This is a genomic window from Gilliamella sp. B2887 (assembly GCF_026537015.1).
Lineage (GTDB): Bacteria > Pseudomonadota > Gammaproteobacteria > Enterobacterales > Orbaceae > Gilliamella.
This window is the reverse complement of sequence record NZ_JAFNMX010000008.1, coordinates 1-22,516: the sequence shown is the minus strand read 5'-3', so window position 1 is coordinate 22,516 and position 22,516 is coordinate 1. Positions and strand designations below refer to the sequence as shown.

15 protein-coding genes and 1 pseudogene are annotated in these 22,516 nt (G+C 34.1%); 12 read left to right on the top strand and 4 right to left on the bottom strand.

Going from position 1 to position 22,516, the window contains the following annotated elements; translation table 11 throughout:
- Positions 1 to 38 precede the first annotated feature (38 nt).
- Entirely contained in the window at positions 39 to 1,415 is a 1,377-nt protein-coding gene (gene radA, locus J3U13_RS07520; protein WP_267341196.1) for a DNA repair protein RadA, read from the bottom strand.
- A 9-nt stretch (positions 1,416 to 1,424) separates the two neighbouring features.
- Positions 1,425 to 2,399 carry a phosphoserine phosphatase gene (serB, locus tag J3U13_RS07515; RefSeq protein ID WP_267341195.1) on the bottom strand — a complete coding sequence of 325 codons (975 nt, stop codon included), beginning with the start codon at positions 2,397 to 2,399 and terminating at the stop codon, positions 1,425 to 1,427.
- Positions 2,400 to 2,566: 167 nt separating this feature from the next.
- On the opposite strand from serB, the pseudogene J3U13_RS11525 reads away from it, so the two are divergent.
- A pseudogene (locus J3U13_RS11525) lies at positions 2,567 to 2,841 on the top strand (NAD(P)H-dependent oxidoreductase); the annotation flags it as partial.
- A 288-nt stretch (positions 2,842 to 3,129) separates the two neighbouring features.
- On the opposite strand, the gene rsmB reads toward J3U13_RS11525, so the two are convergent.
- Both rsmB and J3U13_RS07505 read right to left on the bottom strand, forming a co-directional pair.
- Positions 3,130 to 4,431, bottom strand: coding sequence for a 16S rRNA (cytosine(967)-C(5))-methyltransferase RsmB (gene rsmB / locus J3U13_RS07510; protein ID WP_267341193.1), 1,302 nt, complete (start codon positions 4,429 to 4,431; stop codon positions 3,130 to 3,132).
- Between the two features lie 35 nt (positions 4,432 to 4,466).
- On the bottom strand, positions 4,467 to 5,810 hold the full coding sequence (locus tag J3U13_RS07505; RefSeq protein WP_267341192.1) for a Na+/H+ antiporter family protein: 1,344 nt from the start codon (positions 5,808 to 5,810) through the stop codon (positions 4,467 to 4,469).
- An 851-nt stretch (positions 5,811 to 6,661) separates the two neighbouring features.
- Here J3U13_RS07505 and J3U13_RS07500 point away from each other — a divergent pair.
- The 11 genes from J3U13_RS07500 to J3U13_RS07450 all read left to right on the top strand — a co-directional run bounded on the left by J3U13_RS07500 (position 6,662) and on the right by J3U13_RS07450 (position 21,511).
- Positions 6,662 to 7,537, top strand: a complete 876-nt coding sequence (locus tag J3U13_RS07500) for a shikimate dehydrogenase (protein ID WP_267341191.1) — start codon at positions 6,662 to 6,664, stop codon at positions 7,535 to 7,537.
- Positions 7,538 to 7,641: 104 nt separating this feature from the next.
- Entirely contained in the window at positions 7,642 to 8,406 is a 765-nt protein-coding gene (gene aroD, locus J3U13_RS07495) for a type I 3-dehydroquinate dehydratase (protein WP_267341189.1), read from the top strand.
- Between the two features lie 454 nt (positions 8,407 to 8,860).
- A complete protein-coding gene (plsB, locus tag J3U13_RS07490; RefSeq protein ID WP_267341188.1) occupies positions 8,861 to 11,278 on the top strand; it encodes a glycerol-3-phosphate 1-O-acyltransferase PlsB in 2,418 nt (805 codons plus the stop codon).
- Between the two features lie 323 nt (positions 11,279 to 11,601).
- Entirely contained in the window at positions 11,602 to 14,670 is a 3,069-nt protein-coding gene (gene fdnG, locus J3U13_RS07485; RefSeq protein ID WP_267341187.1) for a formate dehydrogenase-N subunit alpha, read from the top strand.
- Positions 14,671 to 14,689: 19 nt separating this feature from the next.
- Positions 14,690 to 15,664, top strand: coding sequence for a formate dehydrogenase subunit beta (gene fdxH / locus J3U13_RS07480; protein WP_274460379.1), 975 nt, complete (start codon positions 14,690 to 14,692; stop codon positions 15,662 to 15,664).
- Positions 15,657 to 16,352: a formate dehydrogenase subunit gamma gene (locus J3U13_RS07475; RefSeq protein ID WP_267341185.1), complete on the top strand. Its 696-nt coding sequence runs from the start codon at positions 15,657 to 15,659 to the stop codon at positions 16,350 to 16,352. The genes fdxH and J3U13_RS07475 overlap by 8 nt, the downstream gene beginning before the upstream one ends.
- 105 nt (positions 16,353 to 16,457) lie before the next feature.
- Positions 16,458 to 17,366 (top strand): formate dehydrogenase accessory protein FdhE, encoded by a 909-nt coding sequence (fdhE, locus tag J3U13_RS07470; protein WP_267341184.1) that lies wholly within the window; start codon positions 16,458 to 16,460, stop codon positions 17,364 to 17,366.
- 182 nt (positions 17,367 to 17,548) lie between these two features.
- Positions 17,549 to 18,508 carry an ABC transporter substrate-binding protein gene (locus tag J3U13_RS07465; RefSeq protein WP_267341183.1) on the top strand — a complete coding sequence of 320 codons (960 nt, stop codon included), beginning with the start codon at positions 17,549 to 17,551 and terminating at the stop codon, positions 18,506 to 18,508.
- Between the two features lie 251 nt (positions 18,509 to 18,759).
- Positions 18,760 to 19,710 (top strand): ABC transporter substrate-binding protein, encoded by a 951-nt coding sequence (locus J3U13_RS07460; protein ID WP_416380302.1) that lies wholly within the window; start codon positions 18,760 to 18,762, stop codon positions 19,708 to 19,710.
- A 60-nt stretch (positions 19,711 to 19,770) separates the two neighbouring features.
- Positions 19,771 to 20,724 (top strand): ABC transporter permease, encoded by a 954-nt coding sequence (locus tag J3U13_RS07455; RefSeq protein WP_267341179.1) that lies wholly within the window; start codon positions 19,771 to 19,773, stop codon positions 20,722 to 20,724.
- Entirely contained in the window at positions 20,717 to 21,511 is a 795-nt protein-coding gene (locus tag J3U13_RS07450) for an ABC transporter ATP-binding protein (protein ID WP_267341178.1), read from the top strand. The genes J3U13_RS07455 and J3U13_RS07450 overlap by 8 nt, the downstream gene beginning before the upstream one ends.
- Positions 21,512 to 22,516: the final 1,005 nt, after the last annotated feature.

Below are 22,516 nucleotides of genomic sequence, written 5' to 3'. Positions count from 1 at the left end.
AAACAATATCGACGGAATAATCTTTATTAAACATATTGTTAAAAATCACTCAAAATATCTAAAGCTTCTGATACTTTCTTCACTGCAAAAATCTGCATATTGTCGGGTTTCTTTTTAGGCATATTTGCAAAAGGTACAATCGCTTTTTTAAAACCATGTTTAGCTGCTTCAAAAATTCTCTCTTGCCCACTTGGTACCGGACGAATTTCACCACCTAGACCAATTTCGCCCAATATCACAACGTCTTGCGGTAAAGGACGATTACGAAAACTTGATACTAATGCAGCTATCAATGCCAAATCAGCACTAGTTTCAGTAACTTTTACGCCACCAACAACATTAACAAAAATATCTTGATCGGCCATTTGTAATCCACCATGACGGTGCAAAACAGCTAACAATAACGCCAATCTATTTTGATCAAGACCTACGGTAACGCGTCTAGGGTTACCATATATAGAGTGATCAACTAAAGCCTGAATCTCAACCAATAGTGGACGCGTTCCTTCCCAAAGTACCATGACCGAACTGCCGGGCAACATCTCATCACCGCGACTTAAGAATATCGCAGATGGATTACTGACCTCTTTTAAACCTTGTTCTGTCATGGCAAATACACCAAGTTCATTTACTGCACCAAAACGGTTTTTATGACTGCGTAGCGTTCTAAAACGAGAATCGGCATCCCCATCTAATAAAATGGAACAGTCAATACAGTGCTCAAGGACTTTTGGACCTGCCAGCGAACCATCTTTAGTGACATGTCCAACCATAATAATGGCAATCCCTTTTGTTTTGGCAAAGCGTGTTAAATAAGCTGCAGTTTCCCGCACTTGTGCCACGCTTCCAGGTGAAGATTGAATATCGGCAAGGTGCATCACTTGAATTGAGTCAATTACCATAAGTTTAGGTTGTGATTGTTCAGCCTGTAGACAAATTTGTTCAATGCTGGTTTCAGATAACATATTAATATTATCGGTTGGTAAACCTAATCTATGAGCCCGCATAGCAACTTGTTGCAGTGATTCTTCACCTGTTACATACAATGTATTCATTTGTACAGATAATTTACTCATCGTTTGTAACAATAAAGTACTTTTTCCAGCCCCTGGATTACCGCCAATTAATATGGCACTGCCAGGCACAACTCCGCCACCTAACACACGATCGAATTCAAAAAATCCAGTTGAAAATCTTGGTAAGGCTTCTAAACTAATTTCCGATAATTTTTGAATCTTGGCTTGACCTGTTCCACCAGCGTAACCCGTTAATCTGTCATTACGTGATGAGGTGCTTGCTAACCTAACTTCAGTAATCGTATTCCAAGCATGGCAAGCACTACACTGACCTTGCCAGCGCGGATAATCTGCACCACAATCATTACACACATAAGCACGTTTAACGGTTTTTGCCAAGTTATTCTCCTAACCTTCACTTAATAAACTGGTTGATAAAATACACCATAAACCAGTTAAATCTGCATAATTAATACTAATTCTCGCCTTTTCAACAACTTTGGGTTTACCATGATAAGCTACGCCAAGTCCAGCAATCCGAATCATCATTAAATCATTTGCTCCATCACCAATTGCAACAGTTTGTTCAATTGGAATATCAAGCGAAGCTGCTAATTGCTGCAATGTTCTTGCCTTGTACTTAGCATCCACAATATCACCAATCACTTTACCAGTTAGTTTGTCATTTTTGATTTCTAATTGATTAGCATAAGCATCAACTAACTTTAATTTTTGTTTAAGATGATCAGCAAAATAGGTAAATCCCCCAGAGGCAATAGCAACATGCCAATTTTTTTTGTACAACTCACGAACTAAATAAGTTAGTCCTGGCGTAAGTGGTAGCCTGTCTTTCACTTCTTGTAAGATGTTTTGAGATGCACCTTTTAATGTCGCAACTCTTTTACGTAAACTAGTTGAAAAATCTAGTTCTCCGCGCATAGCTTGTTCAGTAACGGCAGCAACTTGCTCGCCAACCCCATGCAATTTAGCCAATTCATCAATACATTCAATGCCAATTGCAGTTGAATCCATATCCATGATAAGTAGACCAGGAGAATGCAACGTTGGTAGATTATCAATTGGTGCAACATCAATACCTAAAGTCAGTGAGATGGATTTAGCTTTTTTAGGCATTACCCCAGCGATACGAACAATTTGATAGGTTTTGATTGTCCACGATGACACAATCACCATTGGCATAGCCAGTTTATTTTGGAATGTTGATAATATTGTTTTATTCAATTTCTTTCCATAAATAATCCAACCGGTTTTACCTGCATTGTAATCAAGTGGAACAACCTCACAACCATTTAAAGAAAGCGGTAATCCTTGCCAATCTTGAATATTTTCAGGTAAATCATTATAGGTGAGTGTGTAAGCCATATCAGAAAATCATTATAACGTAAAACGAAATCAGAATTTAGCATATCTACAAAAGATTGTCCAAATTGGAATTTAGCTTATCTAATATTCAACTTTTAAATTCAAATATTTGAACACAAAATATTTAAAACGGTATAGACTCCTAAATATTTTTTACAAAATATGTAATTTTATATTCAAACATCCATTTTATAGCGAACAAAACCATCAAAATATTACTGCAAAAGATGATTATTAATTTGAAAATTCGTAATATTCACCAATTTTATCCAGATTACAAAATCAATGTATAAGAAGAACAAGTCGCTTTACTTAGCATGATCTAATCGTGCTAAAATACCTTGTGTATTGGTTTCACATGCCAGCAATACTTGAAATATGGTTTGATGAGGTATTAACCTATCAATTTGCTTATGGCTTACAAAGGCATAAATTAAAAGATTAAAAATGATTACAAAGGTTAACTTTAGGACAAATAGAGCAAAATTTTATAAATATCACCCTGAATTAATGAATAACTTATTCGAATCCATTAAGATTTCAGCATGATACATACCAATGTAATATCTATCCTGTACTTTTATAAGATATGACACCTGTTATTGAAGAGTAAAACGACGATAAAAGCAAAAGTATTATAACATAGTAAGCAACTAGCTAAATTAATTAAAATTACAGCAAGTAGCACAACGGTAATGCATTAATTATTTTTTAATAGAGCATGACATTTTTAAAATGCACTAACTCTTTTTTTTAAAACAGAATAGAAAAAACCATCACCACCTTGTGCAGTCGGTAAAAATTGTTTCATGTCACCCACAAGTTGGGCATTGCTGTTTTCTTGCAAAAAACGCTCAATTTGTAATTTATTTTCATCAGGTAGGATTGAACAGGTAGCATAAACTAAAATGCCATTTACTTTAAGATATGGCCAAATTTGAGTTATAATTTCGTGTTGTAATTCAGTTAATTGTGTAATATCGCTATCGCGACGTAACCACTTGATATCAGGATGGCGACGAATCACTCCTGTTGCCGAGCATGGTGAATCAAGCAAAATACGGTCAAATTGTCTGCCTTTGCACCATTTCTCAGGTGTCAACCCATCCCCCACTTTCACTTCTGCTACTTGTTTTAAGCGTGCCAGATTTTCTTCAATACGTTTAGCACGACACGCATCAACATCTACTGCTAATAAATTTGCTTTTGGTGCAATTTCTAAAATATGGGTTGTTTTACCACCTGGTGCGGCACACATATCCAAAATTTGCTCACCATTTTTGGGTGCTAACAAATATGCAGCATATTGAGCAGATAAATCCTGTACTGTAACTGCTCCTTCTGCAAAATAAGGTAACTTCGCTACATTTACAGGAGACAATAACCTAATAGCACAAGGTAAATCAGCAAAAGTCTCTGATTCAATTTGCTGTTCAGCTAACAATTGTTGATACTCACTAACAGAATAGTGATTAAGATTAACTCGTAACCACATTGGCGGTTTTTGGTTATTCGCATTGACAATATTTGTCCATTGCTGTGGATAAGCTTGTTTTAGACGATTAAGTAACCAACTTGGATGCAAGGTTTGAGTTGTCTGCTGTTTATCATCCTGTACAAATTTTTGTTGTAATGATTGCTGTTGGCGTAAAAATTCACGCAATACGCCATTTACTAATCCTTTGAGCGATGATTTGTTTAAATCATTTACGGCATTCACTGTTTCGCCTACTGCGGCATGTTCAGGGATTCGGGTATATAAAATTTGGTAAATGCCCACTAACAATAAATAGTGTAAAACTCGATTTTTTCCAGTAAGAATTTTATTCATCAAAGTATGAATATAAAAATTAAGTTCAGGCAAAACACGCATCACACCAAAACAGATTTCTTGTACTAGAGCGCGATCTTTTTCCGCTATTTTATGGGTAAATAACGTTAAGGCCGTACTAAGCGATTGCCCCTCTTCAAGCACATTGAAAATCGCTTGCGCACAAATAGCTCGAATATTTGAATGTGACTTTTTATTCATAACCAATAATGACCTTAACTCATCTATCTAAATGTTTATAAAATTAATGATCCAACCCAGCCAGCAATAAATAATGGAATATTAAAATGAGTAAATGTTGGAATAACACTATCGCGGATATGATCATGCTGACCATCACTATTTAAGCCTGCTGATGTTGATAAAATAGTATCAGAAGGCGGAGATCCTGCATCACCAATCGCTCCAGATGCACCAATTAAACAAACAGTAGCAATAGGAGAAAAACCAAGTTGTACACAAAGTGGTACATAAATAGCAGCAATAATTGGTACAGTTGAAAATGAGGAACCAATACCTAAGGTGATAACCAGTCCAACAAGCATCATCATAAATGAAGCAATAACTTTATTGCCAGCGAATAACTCAGCACTATTGATAACTAAAGGTTCAATTTCGTGAGTCTGTTTCAAAACTTCGGCAAAACCTTGAGCTGAAATCATTACAAAACCAATCATCGCCATCATTTTGATACCATCAGTAAATACGCCGTCTGCTTCACCCCACTTAATTGAGCCTGATACAATAAAGCAAATAAAACCAACTAAAGCACCTAAAATCATTGATCCGGTGTAAAGTTGAATTGCGAACGATAAAATGACAGCTAATAATGAAACAATAAGTGAACGCTTATTCACATTGTTTAGTGCATCTAAATTAATTTCTTCACGAATAATTTTATATTCTCTTGGTTTTCGGTAACTTACAAAAATAGCCCACAATAAACCAATAAACATACCCAATGCAGGAATGGCCATCGCATGCATGACATTAACATGACTGACATCCATTCCTGATGAAATAATATTTTTTAACAAAATTTGATTTAAAAAGATATTACCGAAACCAACAGGTAAGAACATATAAGGTGTAATAAGACCAAAAGTCATGATACAAGCAATCATTCTTCTATCTAATTGCAAACGCGACATCACATATAAAAGTGGTGGAATCAATAGAGGGATAAAAGCGATATGTATAGGAATAATGTTTTGTGATGAAATACTAACCAGTGCAATAATGATAATTAATAACCATTTAATACGCTTTTTAGCACTACTGGTTGTAAGCTGTTTTATTGCCTTATCTGCTAATAATTCAGGCAAGCCTGATTTTGAAATCGCTACAGCAAAAGCGCCAAGCATAGCATAAGAAAGCGCAATATTAGCACCATTACTAATACCAGTATTAAAAGCATCGATCGTTTCTTTTAACGATAAATGGCTAAATAATCCGCCTACAAACGCACCAATAATTAAGCTGATTACCACATGAACACGGCAAAGAGACAAAATTAACATACAAATTACCGCAACCACAACTGCATTTATAGACGAGAACAAATCAAGCACTGTATTCATAAAAAGATTCTGGGTTAAGAAGCAAAGTTTAACATTTTAGGCTATAGATATAGAAAGTGCAATTGATAGAGTAGAACATAGATTGTAAATAACGTTAACGCAAAACATATTGATTTTTGTATAAATTTGCAACATTTCTAAACAAATTTTAATTAAAGATTATTGAAAGAGTTGTCTGATATTTAATCGTTATTGCTTTTAATCTACTGATTTTTATTTTTTTGATGTAACTCCCATTTTAATAAAAAATCCTTTTTTAACTTAGCAAGTGAACAATATCTTTTACTTTAAATAATAAATATTTTTAATAGAAATACCTATATTTATAGAAATAATATAACAAATCATGATTAAGCTAATTCAAAAATTACAGAGAATTTATATTTCCTATGAATTAAATTTTAATTAATAAGAAAGATAGGCTAAATATTAGTACGATAATGAATGCTATCACAATAATTCAGGTATGATAGCCAATTCAATCCATTTTATTCATAAATCAAACACGCCTGAAAATCTAAAAAGTGCTAAATGAGGATTGGTGGTATATGCAATTTTTCTATGATAGAAATCTAAACTAAACTAAAAAATATAAAGGAATGACTTTACCAAACACATAATTGTCGGGTATCAAAAGAAGCTTAGAAATTGATCTTGTGACATTATGAAAAGCATTACTTTAAATATTGATTTAAATTGAATGTTGTAATGATGAGCCATCCCTGTCAAAATCACTCATTTAACGCGCTATGGTGTATATTATAGATATTCGCGCGTAACTTAACTAGTTGAAGAAAAATCTTTATGTTATAAAACCTTGTGTTTTGATAAGGTTATTTTGGAGAATGTCTATGAGAGATAATATCGACGGTCATCACTTATTAATAGGATTAATGGCCTACCCAATCCGCCACAGTTTATCGCCACAAATGCAAAATATAAGCTATTCTAAATTGAATATACCTTATGTATATTTAGCATTCGAAGTGGATCAAGAAAAGTTACCGGATGCAATAAAAGGTTTAAGGGCATTAGGGTTACGTGGAAGTGCCGTATCGATGCCAAACAAACAATTAGTATGCCAATATTTAGATAAATTAACACCAGCGGTTGAAATAAGTGGCGCTTGTAACACCATTTCAAATGATAACGGCGTACTAACAGGTTACAACACTGATGGTATAGGCTATATGCGTATGCTTAAAGAGGCGAATGTTGATGTTATTGGTAAAAAAATAACAATTATGGGAGCGGGAGGTGCGGCAACAGCAATTGTTGTACAAGCAGCACTAGATGGTGTAAGAGAGATTGCCATATTTAACCAAAAAGACGAGTGTTACAAAAAAATCAAAGCGATAGCAAAAAAATTAAATAAAGATACTCAATGTAAGGTTCATATAACTGATCTTGATGATAAAAAACAATTACGCAAAGAAATTGCAGAAAGCGTCGTAATTTGTAATGCTACTGGCGTAGGTATGAAGCCATTAGAAAATCAAAGTTTAATAACCGATCCAACTATGCTAAGAGCAGATCTTGTGGTAACTGATTGTATTTATAGTCCACGAAAAACGAAATTACTTGAAATAGCAGAGCAACAAGGTTGTAAAATACTCAATGGTATTGGCATGATGTTATGGCAAGGCGCAGCACAAATTAAAATTTGGACTGGTGAAGAGGCACCTATTGAATATATAAAAGAAAAAATGGGATTTAAAGATCAATAGATAATCAAACCTATTTTTTAGATTTAAATACCACCATTATAATTGGTGGTGAAATTGATTGAATTAGATTCAATTAACATGATTTTTTACTAGCAGGATATTAAATGAAAACCGTTACTATTAAAGGAATTGAGATAGGTTCTGGCGCACCTAAAATTATCGTCCCTGTTGTCGGTAAAACCGAAGCAGAATTACTCGAAGAAATACTATTTTTACAATCAATCGATTTTGATGTGTTAGAATGGCGTGTTGATCACTTTACTCAAGTTGACAATATCAATGCTGTAAAACAGATAGCGAAACAAATTCGAGAACTTTTACCCAATAAACCTATTTTGTTTACTTTTAGAACAGAAAACGAAGGTGGTGTAAAACCTTGGCCATTAACTTCATATATGGAATTAAATAAACAAATAGCGCATAGTGGTTTAATCGATCTTATTGATGTTGAGGTGTTTATTGGTGATAACTATGTAAAAGAGATTATTCATATTGCCCATCAGCACAATGTTTTTGTGGTAGCATCCAACCACGATTTTGACAAAACCCCCCCTAAAAGCGATATCATCTATCGATTACGAAAAATGCAAGATTTAGGCGCTGATATTTCCAAAATTGCAGTCATGCCACAAACAACTGATGATGTTTTAACGTTACTTGCTGCAACAACCGAGATGAATGAAAAATACGCTGAAAAACCCATTATTACTATGTCTATGTCAGGTCTTGGTGTTGTGAGCCGCGTAGCTGGAACAATCTTTGGATCTTCAATGACATTTGGTGCAGCAAAAAATGCATCAGCACCAGGTCAATTAGATGTGCAAGAGTTACGTTATATTTTAGAGGTTTTATATCGAAGCAAAATCTAAGAAAACATTAAGTTTATTATTAATTAAAAAGTTATATTTAATTTGTCTTTAAGTAAACATTATCAAAAATAGAATAAATCGTCGTATTGATAAGGCAAAATTGATTTAGATCAGATAATGATGTCTGAGTAATAAAAAATGCAGTTGGACATAATATTATTCAATTTATTTCTGAAAATAGGGCCAAAGAGATTTGTAGAGTTAAAATTAATCAACCTTTATAATAAGTTTATATTTCATTAAAACTTAACTATGTTAAGTAAATTGCATAGCCTAAAGATCATGCAAATTTGCTAACAATTAATTAGTAACAAGTATATACTTAAACAATCTCTTTATTTTAAAAAAACGTTTAGCTTTATAATTTTAACAGGTTCTTCTGTTTGCTTAACAAGCTCATAATTAAAGTTATTAAAATATATCAATAATGTAAAAGCCTGAGGTTTATTTTTTTATGTTTTCATGGTGGACTAAAGTCTATTTCTCTCTTATCCAAATCTTAGTCAAACTTTTTGTTAAAAGTAAACCGATTCCTACTGATCCAATAACAGAACTAAATTTGGATTTAAGTAAACCTATTTTATATGTACTCCCTTATAACTCTCAAATTGATCTGATGGTCGTCAGATCTCTCTGTTTACAATATCATTTACCAGATCCCCTAACAGGTATTGAAATCAATGGTAAAATCGTACCGTCATATCTCTATATTGATAAAGGACCAGGTATTTTTTCATCTTATCGACAACAAACTAAAGCAATTGAAATTTTAAGAGACTATATTTCTGCACATCAACACAATCATAATCTGGATGTTCAAATGTTACCTGTCTCGGTAATGTTTGGGCGAAGACCAGATAAAGAAGGCAAAAAAATACCATCATTACAAGTAGTGGGTGCAACGTATAAGTTATATAAAATAATTGTTTCCGGACGTGATTGTTACACACGCTTTTCTCGTACCGTTTCATTTAATACACTTAGACTTGATAATAACCAAGATATTTTAACATTAGCACACAAATTATCACGTGTTGCTCGAATTCATTTTGCCAAACAAAGAACGGCATCGGTTGGACCAAAACTGCCTGTTCGACAACAAATGCTTAATAAATTATTGAATAATCCTGGTATTTCAGAAGCAATACAAGAAGAAGCAAAAAGTAAAAACATTAATCTTGATAAAGCTAAAAAAAATGCCTTATCCATTTTAAATGAAATTGCGGCAAATTTTTCTTATCGAATGCTTAGAGTGACCGATTTTATTCTGACTTGGGCATGGAATAGACTTTATCAAGGATTAAAAGTCACCAATGCAGATCCAATTCGTGAATTAGCACAAAACGGATACGAGATTGTTTATGCACCTTGTCATCGTAGTCATATGGATTATTTATTATTATCCTATGTTCTTTATCGTCAAGGATTAGTTCCCCCACATATTGCCGCAGGTATTAATCTGAATTTCTGGCCAGCTGGCCCCATTTTTCGACGTTTAGGTGCTTTTTTTATTCGCCGTTCATTTCGAGGAAATAAACTCTATACCTCTGTTTTTCGTGAATATTTAGCTGAATTATTTATTCGTGGTTATTCTGTTGAATATTTTATTGAAGGCGGTCGTTCTCGCACAGGGCGATTGCTTGATCCTAAAACAGGCATGTTAACAATAACTGTACAGACCTTGTTACGTGGCGATGCCAGACCTATTACGATTGTGCCGGTTTATATTGGTTATGAACATGTTTTAGAAGTTGCAACCTACGCAAATGAATTGCGTGGAGCCAAAAAAGAAAAAGAGAGTTTATGGATCACTATTAAAGCCTTCTTTAAACTGAAAAAGTTAGGTTTTGGTTATGTTAATTTTGGGCAACCAATCCCATTAAATCAATTTTTAAATCAACATATCCCAGATTGGCGCAATGCGATTGAACCAACGGGTTCTCAACGCCCTAGCTGGTTAACACCAACAACAAACTTACTTGCCAAGCAGATAATGGAACGTATTAATTCATCGGCAGCAATCAATGCCATGAATTTATGTAGTTCAATATTACTAGCAGCAGATCAGTGCACATTAACAAAAGTGAGATTGATTGAACATATTGATTATCTGATAAAATTATTACACAAAGTACCCTATTCTGATTTAATTACTATCCCTGATCAGACGCCTGAAGAACTGTTTGAGCATGCAAAACAAATGGGAAAATTTATTATCACAACCGATGAAGTGGGTGAAATGGTTGGTCTTACAGCCGAACAAGCAGTATTAATGACTTATTATCGTAATAATATCCAACATTTATTAATTATTCCCGCAATAGTAGCCAGAATATTGTTAAAGCATAATCGAATTTCATTACAAGAAATCATTGAACAAGTAAAATTACTTTTCCCATTGATAAAATCTGAATTATTTCTTTATCACAACGATGAACAGCTCACAGAGTATGTGAATAATATAATTGCAACTTATTCTGAATTAAATTTAATCAATTCTTCTTCGGACAAATTAACGTTAAGCTATTTAAAAATATCAGAATTACAATTACTCGCTTCATCATCGAAAGATACATTACAACGTTATGTGATTGCATTTTCTTTGTTACAAAAAGATCCTTCTATCAGTCGTACTATTTTGGAAAAAGAAGGTCGATTAATTGCTGAAAGATTATCTGTGTTACACGGTATTAATGCTCCTGAATTTTTTGACAAAGGTGTATTTTCAATATTAGTCGCATCGCTACGTGAACAAGGCTATTTAGATGATAAAGATGGCGCAAATCTACCAAAAATTGAAGCTATGAACAAAATACTTAAACCGTTAATTACGGCGCAGGTCATGCAAACTATTGATGAAATTAATCCTTGAATAAAAGAATAAAAAAGCATTGTTTTTAGGAATATGTAATTATTTTTATTTGATACATTATTCAATAAATAGCGATAAATATACTTAACCATTATGTATTCCTGAAACTTTCTAACAGGAATACAACTTTTCTTTTCCTTATATTCACCGTATTGCATATACGCATAAATTTATTTTTTGACAAACATCAAATTTTACCAATTACTATTTGTTTTCTCTTTATTTCTGTTCAATAAACGATTATCATTAATATTAATAAGGATATTTATCGCCTCCAATACAATAAATTTAATAATGTAATGTCTGCTTTCTAAGGAGTCTATATGCTATTTAACCGTAGGCAGTTCTTTAAGATCTGTGCTGGTGGCATGGCAGGAACAACTGTCGCTACACTAGGATTGATGCCGAATATAGCGCTTGCACAAACTCGCCAATTTAAATTACTAAAATCAAAAGAAACCCGTAATAACTGCACTTATTGCTCTGTAGGATGTGGAATGTTGCTTTATAGTCGAGGTGATGGTGCAAAAAATGCTGAATCATCAATATTCCATATAGAGGGTGATCCCGACCATCCAGTGAGTCGCGGTTCGCTTTGTCCAAAGGGTGCTGGCGTACTTGACTATATCAAAAGTGAACAACGCGTTAAATATCCGGAATATCGAGCACCAGGCTCGGATAAATGGCAACGCATTAGTTGGGATGAGGCGATTGAACGCATCGCCCGCTTAATGAAAGAAGATCGTGACAAAAATTTTGTTGAAAAAAATGAAAAAGGTATAACTGTAAATCGTTGGACAACAACAGGATGGCTTGTGACTTCTGCTGCCAGTAATGAAACCGGTTGGTTAGCATTTAAAGTTGCACGTTCATTAGGTATGTTAAGTCTTGAAACTCAAGCAAGGGTTTGTCATGGACCATCAGTATCCAGCTTAGCAGCAACTTATGGTCGAGGGGCTATGACCAACAATTGGAACGACATTAAAAATGCAAACGTCGTTATTGTTATGGGTGGAAATGCCGCAGAGGCACACCCAGTTGGCTTTAAATGGGCTATTGAAGCTAAAATTACTAACGGTGCAGAATTGATTGCTATTGATCCACGTTTTCATCGAACAGCTTCTGTTGCTGATCATTATGTACCGATTCGAGCTGGATCGGACATTGCGTTTTTGCTTGGTATCATTAATTATCTTATTACGCACGATGAAGTGAATTATGATTATTTAATCACTCATAGTAATGCAAGTTTAATTATTCATGATGATTTTAATTTTGATGCAAATAATGGACTTTTTAGTGGCTACGATGCAACAACCAAACAATATAATCAGACCAGTTGGGCCTATCAAAAAGATGAAAACGGCTTTGCGCTTCGAGATAAAACATTAAATCATCCTCGTTGTGTATGGAATCTGCTCAAACAACATGTAAGTCGCTATACACCTGAAATGGTTAATAAAGTAACCGGCAGCCCTATTGAAGGCTTTTTACATGTTTGTCGGTCCCTAGCAAGCACCAAAACGAATGACAGAGCAGCGACCTTTTTATATGCATTAGGTTGGACACAACATAGCTATGGCACACAAATTATTCGTACAGCAGCAATGATCCAGCTAATTTTAGGTAATATTGGGGTCATGGGTGGCGGCATTAATGCACTACGTGGGCATTCGAATATTCAAGGCTTAACCGATGTTGGTTTATTATCTAATCGTTTACCTGCTTATCTTGAATTACCCAAAGACTCTCATGTTTCACTTCAACAATATTTAGAAGAAAAAACACCAAAACCACTTGGTCCAAATGAAGTTAATTTCTGGGGGAATTATCCTAAATTTTTTGTTAGCTTTATGAAGGCAATGTATGGGGATAAATCCACTATTGACAATAATTGGGGATTCGATTGGTTACCGAAATGGGATAAAACCTATGATGTTTTAAGATTCAGTAAAATGATGCGTGATGGCCAAGCCAATGGCTTTATTTGTCAAGGTTTTAACCCGCTTGCTGCACTACCTGATAAAAATAGTATTCGTGAAGGATTATCTAAACTGAAATTTCTGGTTAATATTGATCCAATGCCAACAGAAACGGCCGAGTTTTGGAAAAATCATGGCGAATCAAATGATGTTGATCCAAGCCAAATTCAAACTGAAGTATTTAGACTTCCAGCTAACTGTTTTGCTGAGGAAAACGGTACAATCGTTAACTCATCACGTTTATTACAATGGCACTGGGCAGCAGCAAGACCACCCTATGAATCACTTTATGATCCAGAAATTATAGCGCGCATTTATTTAAGAATTAAAGAACTTTATGAAGAAGAAGGTGGTGCTTATCACGAACCAATTAATAATTTAACATGGGATTACCAAGATCCTGAAGGACCAGCAGCTGAAGAACTTGCAAAAGAGTGTAATGGACGAACACTGGTAGATATAACCGATAATAATGGCAATATTATTCTTAAAAAAGGACAATTATTGAGTGGTTTCTCTCAACTAAAAGCAGACGGTACAACATCATCAGGCATTTGGATATTCTGCGGTTCTTGGACAGAGCAAGGCAACCTAATGGCTCGGCGCGATCCAAGCGATCCATCTGGTAAAGGCATTCATGCAGGCTGGGCTTGGACATGGCCAATGAATCGACGCGTCCTTTATAATCGAGCCTCTGCTGATGAAAATGGCAAACCATGGGATTCAAAACGTGTATTAATAAAATGGAATGGTTCAAGTTGGGACGGTAATGATGTTGCTGATTTCACTGCAACTTTATCGCCAACTTCTGGTGCAGGAGCTTTCATTATGAATAATGATGGCTTAGGAGGATTATTTTGTTTAAATCGATTAGTCGATGGACCATTCCCTGAACATTATGAACCCTTTGAAACACCGATTACTAACAATCCATTACATCCTAACCAGATCAACAATCCTGTGGCTCGTGCATTTAAAGAGGACTTAGCACGCTTAGGAAGTGCCAGTCAATTTCCGTATGTTGGAACAACTTACAGCATAACTGAACATTTCCATTTTTGGACTCAACATGCAAGACTGGCTGCTATTTCACAACCTGAACAATTTATTGAGTTAAGTGAAAATTTAGCAAATAAAAAAGGAATAAAACTTGGTGATACAGTTAAAGTAACGTCATACCGTGGTTATATTAAAGCTAAAGCGGTTGTAACTAAACGTCTTCCTACATTAACCGTTGATGGTAAAGAAGTTGAAACCATTGGAATTCCAATCGTATGGGGTTTTACTGGGCAGACAAAGAAAGGATTTTTAGTTAACGAATTAACCCCTCATTTAGGTGATGCTAATTCGCAAACACCAGAATACAAGTCTTTCTTAGTGAATATCGAAAAAGTGACTACAGCGGCATAAGTGAGGGAGAATAAAAGATATGTCATTACAAACTCAAGATATCATCCGCCGCTCAGCAACGAGTGCTTTAACTCCAGCTCCACGAGTTCGAGATTATCAGCAAGAAGTGGCAAAACTGATTGATGTTACAACCTGTATCGGCTGTAAAGCCTGCCAGATTGCATGTAGTGAATGGAATGATCTACGTGCTGAAATTGGTAATACTGTTGGTGTTTATGACAATCCAGCAGACTTAGAACCTAAAGCTTGGACGGTGATGCGTTATTCTGAAGTCGAAGTAAATGGTAAATTTGAATGGCTGATTCGCAAAGATGGTTGTATGCATTGTTCTGATCCAGGTTGCCTCAAAGCCTGCCCATCGGAAGGTGCAATCATTCAATACGCAAATGGTATTGTAGATTTTCAATCAGAACACTGCATTGGTTGCGGTTATTGTATTGCTGGCTGTCCATTTAATATTCCACGAGTAAGTAAAGAAGATAATCATTCGTACAAATGTACATTGTGTGTTGATCGCGTTTCTGTAGGACAAGAGCCTGCTTGTGTCAAAACTTGCCCAACAGGAGCAATTCATTTTGGCACAAAACAAGATATGATTCGTCATGCGGAACATCGCATTGAGGATCTTAAAAAACGAGGTTTTGAACAGGCTGGTCTTTACGATCCTCAAGGTGTCGGCGGTACTCATGTAATGTATGTATTACATCATGCAGATCAACCCGAACTGTATCATGGTTTACCGAAAGATCCTCACATTAGTGAAATTGTTAAATTCTGGAAAGGTGCATGGAAACCGTTATCCGCAGCCGCATTCATTGCAACATTTGGGGGGCTACTATTCCATTATATGAGTGTTGGTGCAATAGAAGTTGATGAAGAAGATATAGAGCAAGAAAAAAAAGCTGATAGACAAGCTAGAAAACGTCTAGGATTACCAATTTTTGAACGTCAAAATAGCACTAATTCAGTACAACAGGAGAATCATCATGAGTAAAAAAGACATGATATTAAGAACACCACTTATTGTTCGTTTTTGTCATTGGTGTATGGTGTGTCTTTTTATTCTAACCGCACTATCCGGTTTATTTTTATTTTTTCCATCAATGAAATTGTTTGGTTTAGTACTTGGTACACCACAATTGGTCAGAGCATTGCACCCAATGATAGGTTGTATTGTGTTCTTACTATTAATGTTTATGTTCTTGAAGCTTGTTCACCATAATATTCCAAATAAAGCAGATATTGTATGGTTAAAGAACTTTAAGCATGTAATTATGGGCAAAGAAGAAGGCATTCCAATTGGTAAATACAATGTCGGTCAGAAGTTTTTATTTTGGTGCATTATGAGCCTAATATCTGTACTATTTATCACAGGAATGATTATGTGGCGTAGGTATGTTTCTGACTATTTTCCTGTTCAAATTGTCCGTATCGCTATATTTTTCCACTCGCTTGCTGCAATAGGATTAATTTTACTCGCCATAGGTCATGCCTATATGGCTCTTTGGGTTAAAGGATCAATTAAAGGTATGATAACAGGTTATGTATCTCGAGCCTGGGCTCGTAAAAACCATTCTGCATGGTATGAAGAAGAAATGCAAAAAATACATCAAAAAGAACTTAATGCTAATACCAAATCAGAAACAAAACAAACAACAAAAGTAGAGCGTAAACCGGCATAAAAACAACTCATTACATTAAATAAATGTTATCCCTAATTTTAATTAACCGATAACATTTAATTATGAAAAATTATGGATAAAACGATAGTAAAATGGTAATTAATAATGAGTATAAAAATCATCCCACAAGAGCAACTTGAACAACAAACAACAAACACAGTTATTCGACAAATCCCACTACTCTTTTATCCATCGCCAAAGACGCTGTATATTCATCGTGCGGAACGTTTAAAAGAGCTAGCAACAAGTAGTCCATTTAGTGAATATTTGGAATTTTGTACTATAATTGTTGAACTACAAGCCAATATTGTCAAGCAAAAACCAGTAAATATCGATTTGCCAAATAGCCTTGATGGTCAATACCCCCCTTTAAGTTTATATAATTTTCCCTTATCCACTTTTTGGCAAGAATATTTAAGTGAACTATTAGGTTCGATGACAGATACAACAGAACAAATTAGATTAGTGACAGAACAGCTAAGAAAAAATAGTTCTGATCAATTACAAGATAAAGCCAACCATTTAATTAATGGTGAATTTAACTGTGTAGAAGGTAATGAAGCTATGTTTATCTGGTCCGCATTATCGGTTTACTATAGCCAGCTAGCAAGTCAAATCAAAGGCAAAGCAGTCGCAGAAAATAGCGATAAAAACTGGTTATGTCCTGTATGTAATAGTATGCCTGTCGCCAGTATTATTCAGCTAGGAAGTAACAATGGATTACGTTATTTACACTGTAGCTTATGCGAAAGTGAATGGTACGTACCTCGAATAAAATGTACCTGTTGTGATAATATGCAGGACATTCAATATTTTTCACTGGATAAAGAACTATCAGCAACAAAAACAGAATGCTGTGATATTTGCCACAGTTATCTAAAAATTCTAGATCAAGACAAAGATCCACGTATTGAGGTTATTGCTGATGATATCGCTTCGTTGATCTTGGATATAAAAACAGAAGAGGAAGGATTTGCTAAAAGTGGCATAAACCCTTTTATATTTGCTCAATAAAAAAGTAAATATACGTTATAGTTAAAATTCAGTTTCATCAAAATCAATTATTATCACAATCAATATTGCTTACTAGCGAGAGAGTTGATTAACGATATTTATTATTTGAATAAAATACAACTTAACATTTTATATTAATAAGGTTAGAATTGAACTAATGTACTAGTTTATGAGTTTATTTTATGAAGCGTTTTATTTTTTTAACAATGATGATATTACTTATACCGCTGTTTAGTTCCGCTGATACATTTAAATATGTTGCAATTACAGCAATTATTGAACATCCATCATTAGATCAAATCCGTGAGGGTGTGAAAGATGAATTAACAGATAGTGGTTATAAGTTAAACGAAAACATAACAGTACAATATAAAAGTGCGCAAGGAAGTAGCGCTACTGCCGCTCAAATTGCTAGACAATTTATTGCAGCAAAGCCTGATGTCATTGTGGCCATTGCAACACCTAGTGCACAAGCAACAGCGGCTGCGACTAAAAAAATTCCCGTTATATTTGCCGGAATTACTGATCCTATCGCAGCAAAGTTAATTAAAACCTGGCAACCAACTGGCACAAATATTACTGGTGTTTCAGATTATCAAGAGATTGTTCCTCAAATTAATTTTATGAAGAAAATTGTACCTAATGTTAGGTCAGTAGGATATATTTATAGTCCAAGTGAAATTAACTCTACCGTTGTCCTAAAAAATCTGCAAACTCATCTAGCCAAACAAAATATTTCTCTTGTTGCTGTACCCGCACAGAGAACTGCTGATATTTCAACAGCAGCCAATACATTAAAAGGTAAAGTAGATTTAATTTATACAACAACAGATAATAACGTTGTTTCAGCTTATGAATCACTTGTAAAATTTGCTAATGAAAATAAAATACCACTTTTAGCTTCGTTTCCTGATGCAATTGAACGAGGAGCTACTGCTGCTTATGGTATGAGCTATTATGATATTGGACGTCAATCTGGTAAGCAAGTTGTTCGGATATTGAAAGGTGAAAAACCTGGAAGTATTGCCCCGGAACTTGGACAAGCATTACACCTTGTTATTAATTCTAATGCAGCAAAAAAACAAGGAGTAAATTTATCTCCCGAAATTATCCAATCAGCTTATAAAATAATTGGACAATAATTAAGTATTATTTTATTAAAAATATCAAAATTAACTTTGCTCAAAGGTATGGGCAAAGTGTAATATAACAAACAATATTCCTGTTTATAGCCATTCGTCACCTGCTATGTAATGAATTATTTACATTTGCTAGTTCTTTTTTTATTCTGGAAAAATATTCAATTTTGCTTTATAGTAACTCAAAATTTCGCTTGGTTGTAAAAAAAATAGTACAGGAGTACCTTATGCGTAATTATATTATTAAACTTTTTATGATTTTCAGTTTACCGTTCGCTGCATTTTATTCTTACGCAGATACAAAAGCCGAACAAAAATTTGTAGCCATTACTGCAATTGTTGAACACCCAGCACTAGATAGTGTACGAAAAGGTGTTGAAGATGAATTAAAAGATAATGGCTATATTGCAGGGGAAAATTTAAAGCTCCAATTTGCCAGTGCACAAGGTAGCAGTGCAACTGCTGCTCAGATAGCGAAGCAATTTGTAGCGAATAAACCTGATGCTATTGTTGGTATTGCAACACCAAGTTCACAAGCTTTAGTTGCAACAACAAAACTTATTCCTATTGTTTTTACCGCTGTGACTGATCCTGTGGTAGCAAAATTAACGCCAAGTTGGGATGCATCAAAAACAAATGTGACAGGCGTTTCCGATGCCTTATCACTGGATTCTCAAATTGAAATGATGTTAAAAATTAAACCTGATGCTAAAAATATTGGTTATGTTTATAGTCCTAGTGAAGTTAATTCAATTATTATCTTGAAACAATTGCAAGTAGAACTTGAAAAAAGAGGAATGAAAATTATTGCAGCTCCTGCTCAACGAACTTCTGATATATCAACAGCGGCAAGGAGTTTAAAAGGTAAGGTTGATATGATTTATACGACTACCGATAATAATGTTGTTTCATCTTATGAAGCTTTAGCTAAAATTGCTAATGAAAGTAAAATTCCTCTTGTAGCATCAAATCCTGAATCAGCTGAACGTGGTGCTATTGCAGCATTAGGAATGAGCTATTATGATCTCGGTCGTCAAGCTGGTAAAATTGTTATCCGGATACTTAATGGCGAGAAACCAGGGGATATACCACCACAAGTTGGTAATATTACTCAATTAACAATTAATAAAAAAGCTGCTGAACGCCAAGGTATTACTTTATCTGAAGATGTATTAAAATCAGCAGCAAAAATTGTCGAAAAATAATTGTAACTTTTTGATAACTAAACCGCTATTTCAGCGGTTACTTTTTAATGGATGTTTTTCATGTCTTTTGAATTTTTTTTAGGATCTATTGGAATTGGACTTATTTATGCACTGGTTAGTTTAGGTGTTTTTATCTCATTCCGTTTACTTGATTTTCCGGATCTTACCGCTGATGCCAGTTTTCCTCTTGGAGGGGCGGTTTGCGGCCTATGTATTTACGTAGGTATTGATCCTTGGATAGCAACATTGTTAGGCATGTTTGCTGGTTGTATTGCTGGAGCAATGACTGGAATATTGTATGTTAAACTCAATATACTACAACTACTTTCAAGTATCATTGTCATGATAGGGCTTTATTCTATCAATTTGAGAATATTAGGTATTGGACCTTATATTATGGACGAAACACCAAGAATGGCTGGTTCACCTAATCTCTCTTTACTTGATGCTAAAACAATATTTTCACCATTTATTACTGAAGATTATAGTAATCAATATATTGTACAACCACTTATGATATTAGGTTTTGTCATTCTATTTTGGTTATTACTCAATCTCTTTTTAAATACCAAAATCGGCTTAGCATTAAGAGCAACAGGAACCAACCAACGAATGGCCAAATCTCAAGGTATTCCGACAGGTAGTATTACTATTCTTGGTATGGCAATATCAAATGGCTTAATAGCTCTTGGCGGTTCTTTATTTGTACAAACCCAAGGTGGAGCAGATGTTACAATTGGTGTTGGTACTATCGTTATAGGACTGGCATCAATTATTATTGGCGAAAGTATTTTTCCAACTAAGCGTATTTGGGCTGTAATGCTGGCGGTTATTTTTGGTTCAATTTTATATCGCTTATTCATTGCGTTTGCACTCAGTAATGAGTTTTTACAAGAAATTGGTGTAGGAACCGAGGATTTAAATCTTATTACAGCTATCTTGGTAGTACTTGCTTTAGTTTTACCTAAACAGTTAAAAAAACGCTCAAAAAAAAGAGGAAGTAAGCATGATTAAAGTTGGAGAATTACAATTAACTTTTAATCAAGGAACACCTATCGAAAATCATGTATTACGAGGATTAAATCTTAATATAAGCGAAGGTGAATTTGTCACAATCATAGGTAGTAATGGGGCAGGGAAAAGCTCATTACTCAATGTAATTAGTGGTGATTTACTTGCCGACTCAGGCAGTGTAATTATTAATGGAAAAAATGTAACTCGCTGGCCTGCATGGAAAAGGGCGGGATTAGTTGCTCGAGTTTTTCAAGATCCAATGGTTGGTACTTGTGAAAACCTAACTATTGAAGAAAATCTTGCTATTGCTTATAACCGAGGACATAGCTTTACATTGTCTCCAGCCCTAAATAGAAAGTTACGTGCAATATTTAAAGAAAAACTTGCGACATTAAATTTAGGTCTAGAGAATCGATTGTCCGACATGATGGGATTACTTTCTGGAGGGCAAAGACAAGCAATTAGTTTACTAATGTCAACGCTGCAACCATCTAAAATATTATTGCTTGATGAACATACCGCTGCACTTGATCCTAAAACGGCACAATTTGTTTTAGAGCTAACCGATGAAATTGTTTCAAAAAATCATTTGACAGCCATGATGGTTACTCACTCTATGAAACAAGCATTAGAATATGGCAATAGGACAGTAATGCTCCATCAGGGTCAGGTCGTACTTGATGTTGCTGGAGAACAACGTGCCAAGCTAACAGTAAATGATTTACTAGCTATGTTTGAAAAAACGCGTGGCGAAAAAGTTACTGATGATGCATTACTTTTAGGATAATAAACCAAATAACAAAGCAATATTCTTTTTAAATATTGCTTTGTTTTCCAAAATTCATTTTGAAAAATTCATAACTGTTTTCTTATTTGCGGTTAAATATTCATTAAAGTACTTCTTATCACTTTTACCTCTCACACTAGTGTATAACAATATTAAAAGCTTTTTCAGATAATTCAAATCTAAATATTTTATCAATAGAATTTACCTACAACATAATCTCGATTTAATTAATGATAACAAATCCATTAATTTTAGATTTTATGAATATTTCGTAAAGTAATAGTTATACTTATATTGATGCATTATTTGTATCAAAATTATCAGCTATAAAACTTATTTCAATAAATTAATAATTTTTTAATTTAAATCTATAGGAATTAAAGATCGTTATGAATATATCTTCTTTTCATTAAAGAACCTTTGATTCCTTACAGCATATAATATTCAACAATTACTTATTAGGCATTATCAATAATAAAAAATAAAATTAATATTATTTGCAAAGATTATTGAAATAATAGAGATGGGCAGTTTTATTTATACAATGAAAAGATAGCAATATCGTATTGATTATTTTATATTTATTGCAAAATTTTATAGAAATTTTTAACTAATGATAATTTTAATGATTAAATTCACTATTAAGATACTTATTATAAATATCTCTTAATTAAGATCTATTAGCTAAAATCAATTCTGTTTTTATTAATAATATCTTCAATAAAAACAGAATTATTGTTATAAAACTTATAAGATTGTGGTCACAATCAGGAAAATAACTCAACTAATCAAAGTTGTAAATAAGATAAATTGTCATCAAAAAGATAGCAAATTTTGTTAAATGTTAATTATAACAATTTACTAGATAGATATTTGGTATAGGTAAATGAGCTAATAATCTGCTTTCAAATAACCTTATCAGAAGTTTGTAATTTCTGTATGCAAAAAAGCCCAGCATTCCTGCTGGGCTCTCGATATATTTAAAAGTCTGGCGGCTCCCTACTC

What these genes read in the sequence shown, in the direction of transcription:
- serB (WP_267341195.1), bottom strand. Translation starts at nt 2,399, where the DNA reads ATGGCTTACACACTCACCTATAATGATTTACCTGAAAATATTCAAGAT.
- rsmB (WP_267341193.1), bottom strand. Translation starts at nt 4,431, where the DNA reads ATGAATAAAAAGTCACATTCAAATATTCGAGCTATTTGTGCGCAAGCG.
- J3U13_RS07505 (WP_267341192.1), bottom strand. Translation starts at nt 5,810, where the DNA reads ATGAATACAGTGCTTGATTTGTTCTCGTCTATAAATGCAGTTGTGGTT.
- J3U13_RS07500 (WP_267341191.1), top strand. Translation starts at nt 6,662, where the DNA reads ATGAGAGATAATATCGACGGTCATCACTTATTAATAGGATTAATGGCC.
- aroD (WP_267341189.1), top strand. Translation starts at nt 7,642, where the DNA reads ATGAAAACCGTTACTATTAAAGGAATTGAGATAGGTTCTGGCGCACCT.
- plsB (WP_267341188.1), top strand. Translation starts at nt 8,861, where the DNA reads ATGTTTTCATGGTGGACTAAAGTCTATTTCTCTCTTATCCAAATCTTA.
- fdnG (WP_267341187.1), top strand. Translation starts at nt 11,602, where the DNA reads ATGCTATTTAACCGTAGGCAGTTCTTTAAGATCTGTGCTGGTGGCATG.
- fdxH (WP_274460379.1), top strand. Translation starts at nt 14,690, where the DNA reads ATGTCATTACAAACTCAAGATATCATCCGCCGCTCAGCAACGAGTGCT.
- J3U13_RS07475 (WP_267341185.1), top strand. Translation starts at nt 15,657, where the DNA reads ATGAGTAAAAAAGACATGATATTAAGAACACCACTTATTGTTCGTTTT.
- fdhE (WP_267341184.1), top strand. Translation starts at nt 16,458, where the DNA reads ATGAGTATAAAAATCATCCCACAAGAGCAACTTGAACAACAAACAACA.
- J3U13_RS07465 (WP_267341183.1), top strand. Translation starts at nt 17,549, where the DNA reads ATGAAGCGTTTTATTTTTTTAACAATGATGATATTACTTATACCGCTG.
- J3U13_RS07460 (WP_416380302.1), top strand. Translation starts at nt 18,760, where the DNA reads ATGATTTTCAGTTTACCGTTCGCTGCATTTTATTCTTACGCAGATACA.
- J3U13_RS07455 (WP_267341179.1), top strand. Translation starts at nt 19,771, where the DNA reads ATGTCTTTTGAATTTTTTTTAGGATCTATTGGAATTGGACTTATTTAT.
- J3U13_RS07450 (WP_267341178.1), top strand. Translation starts at nt 20,717, where the DNA reads ATGATTAAAGTTGGAGAATTACAATTAACTTTTAATCAAGGAACACCT.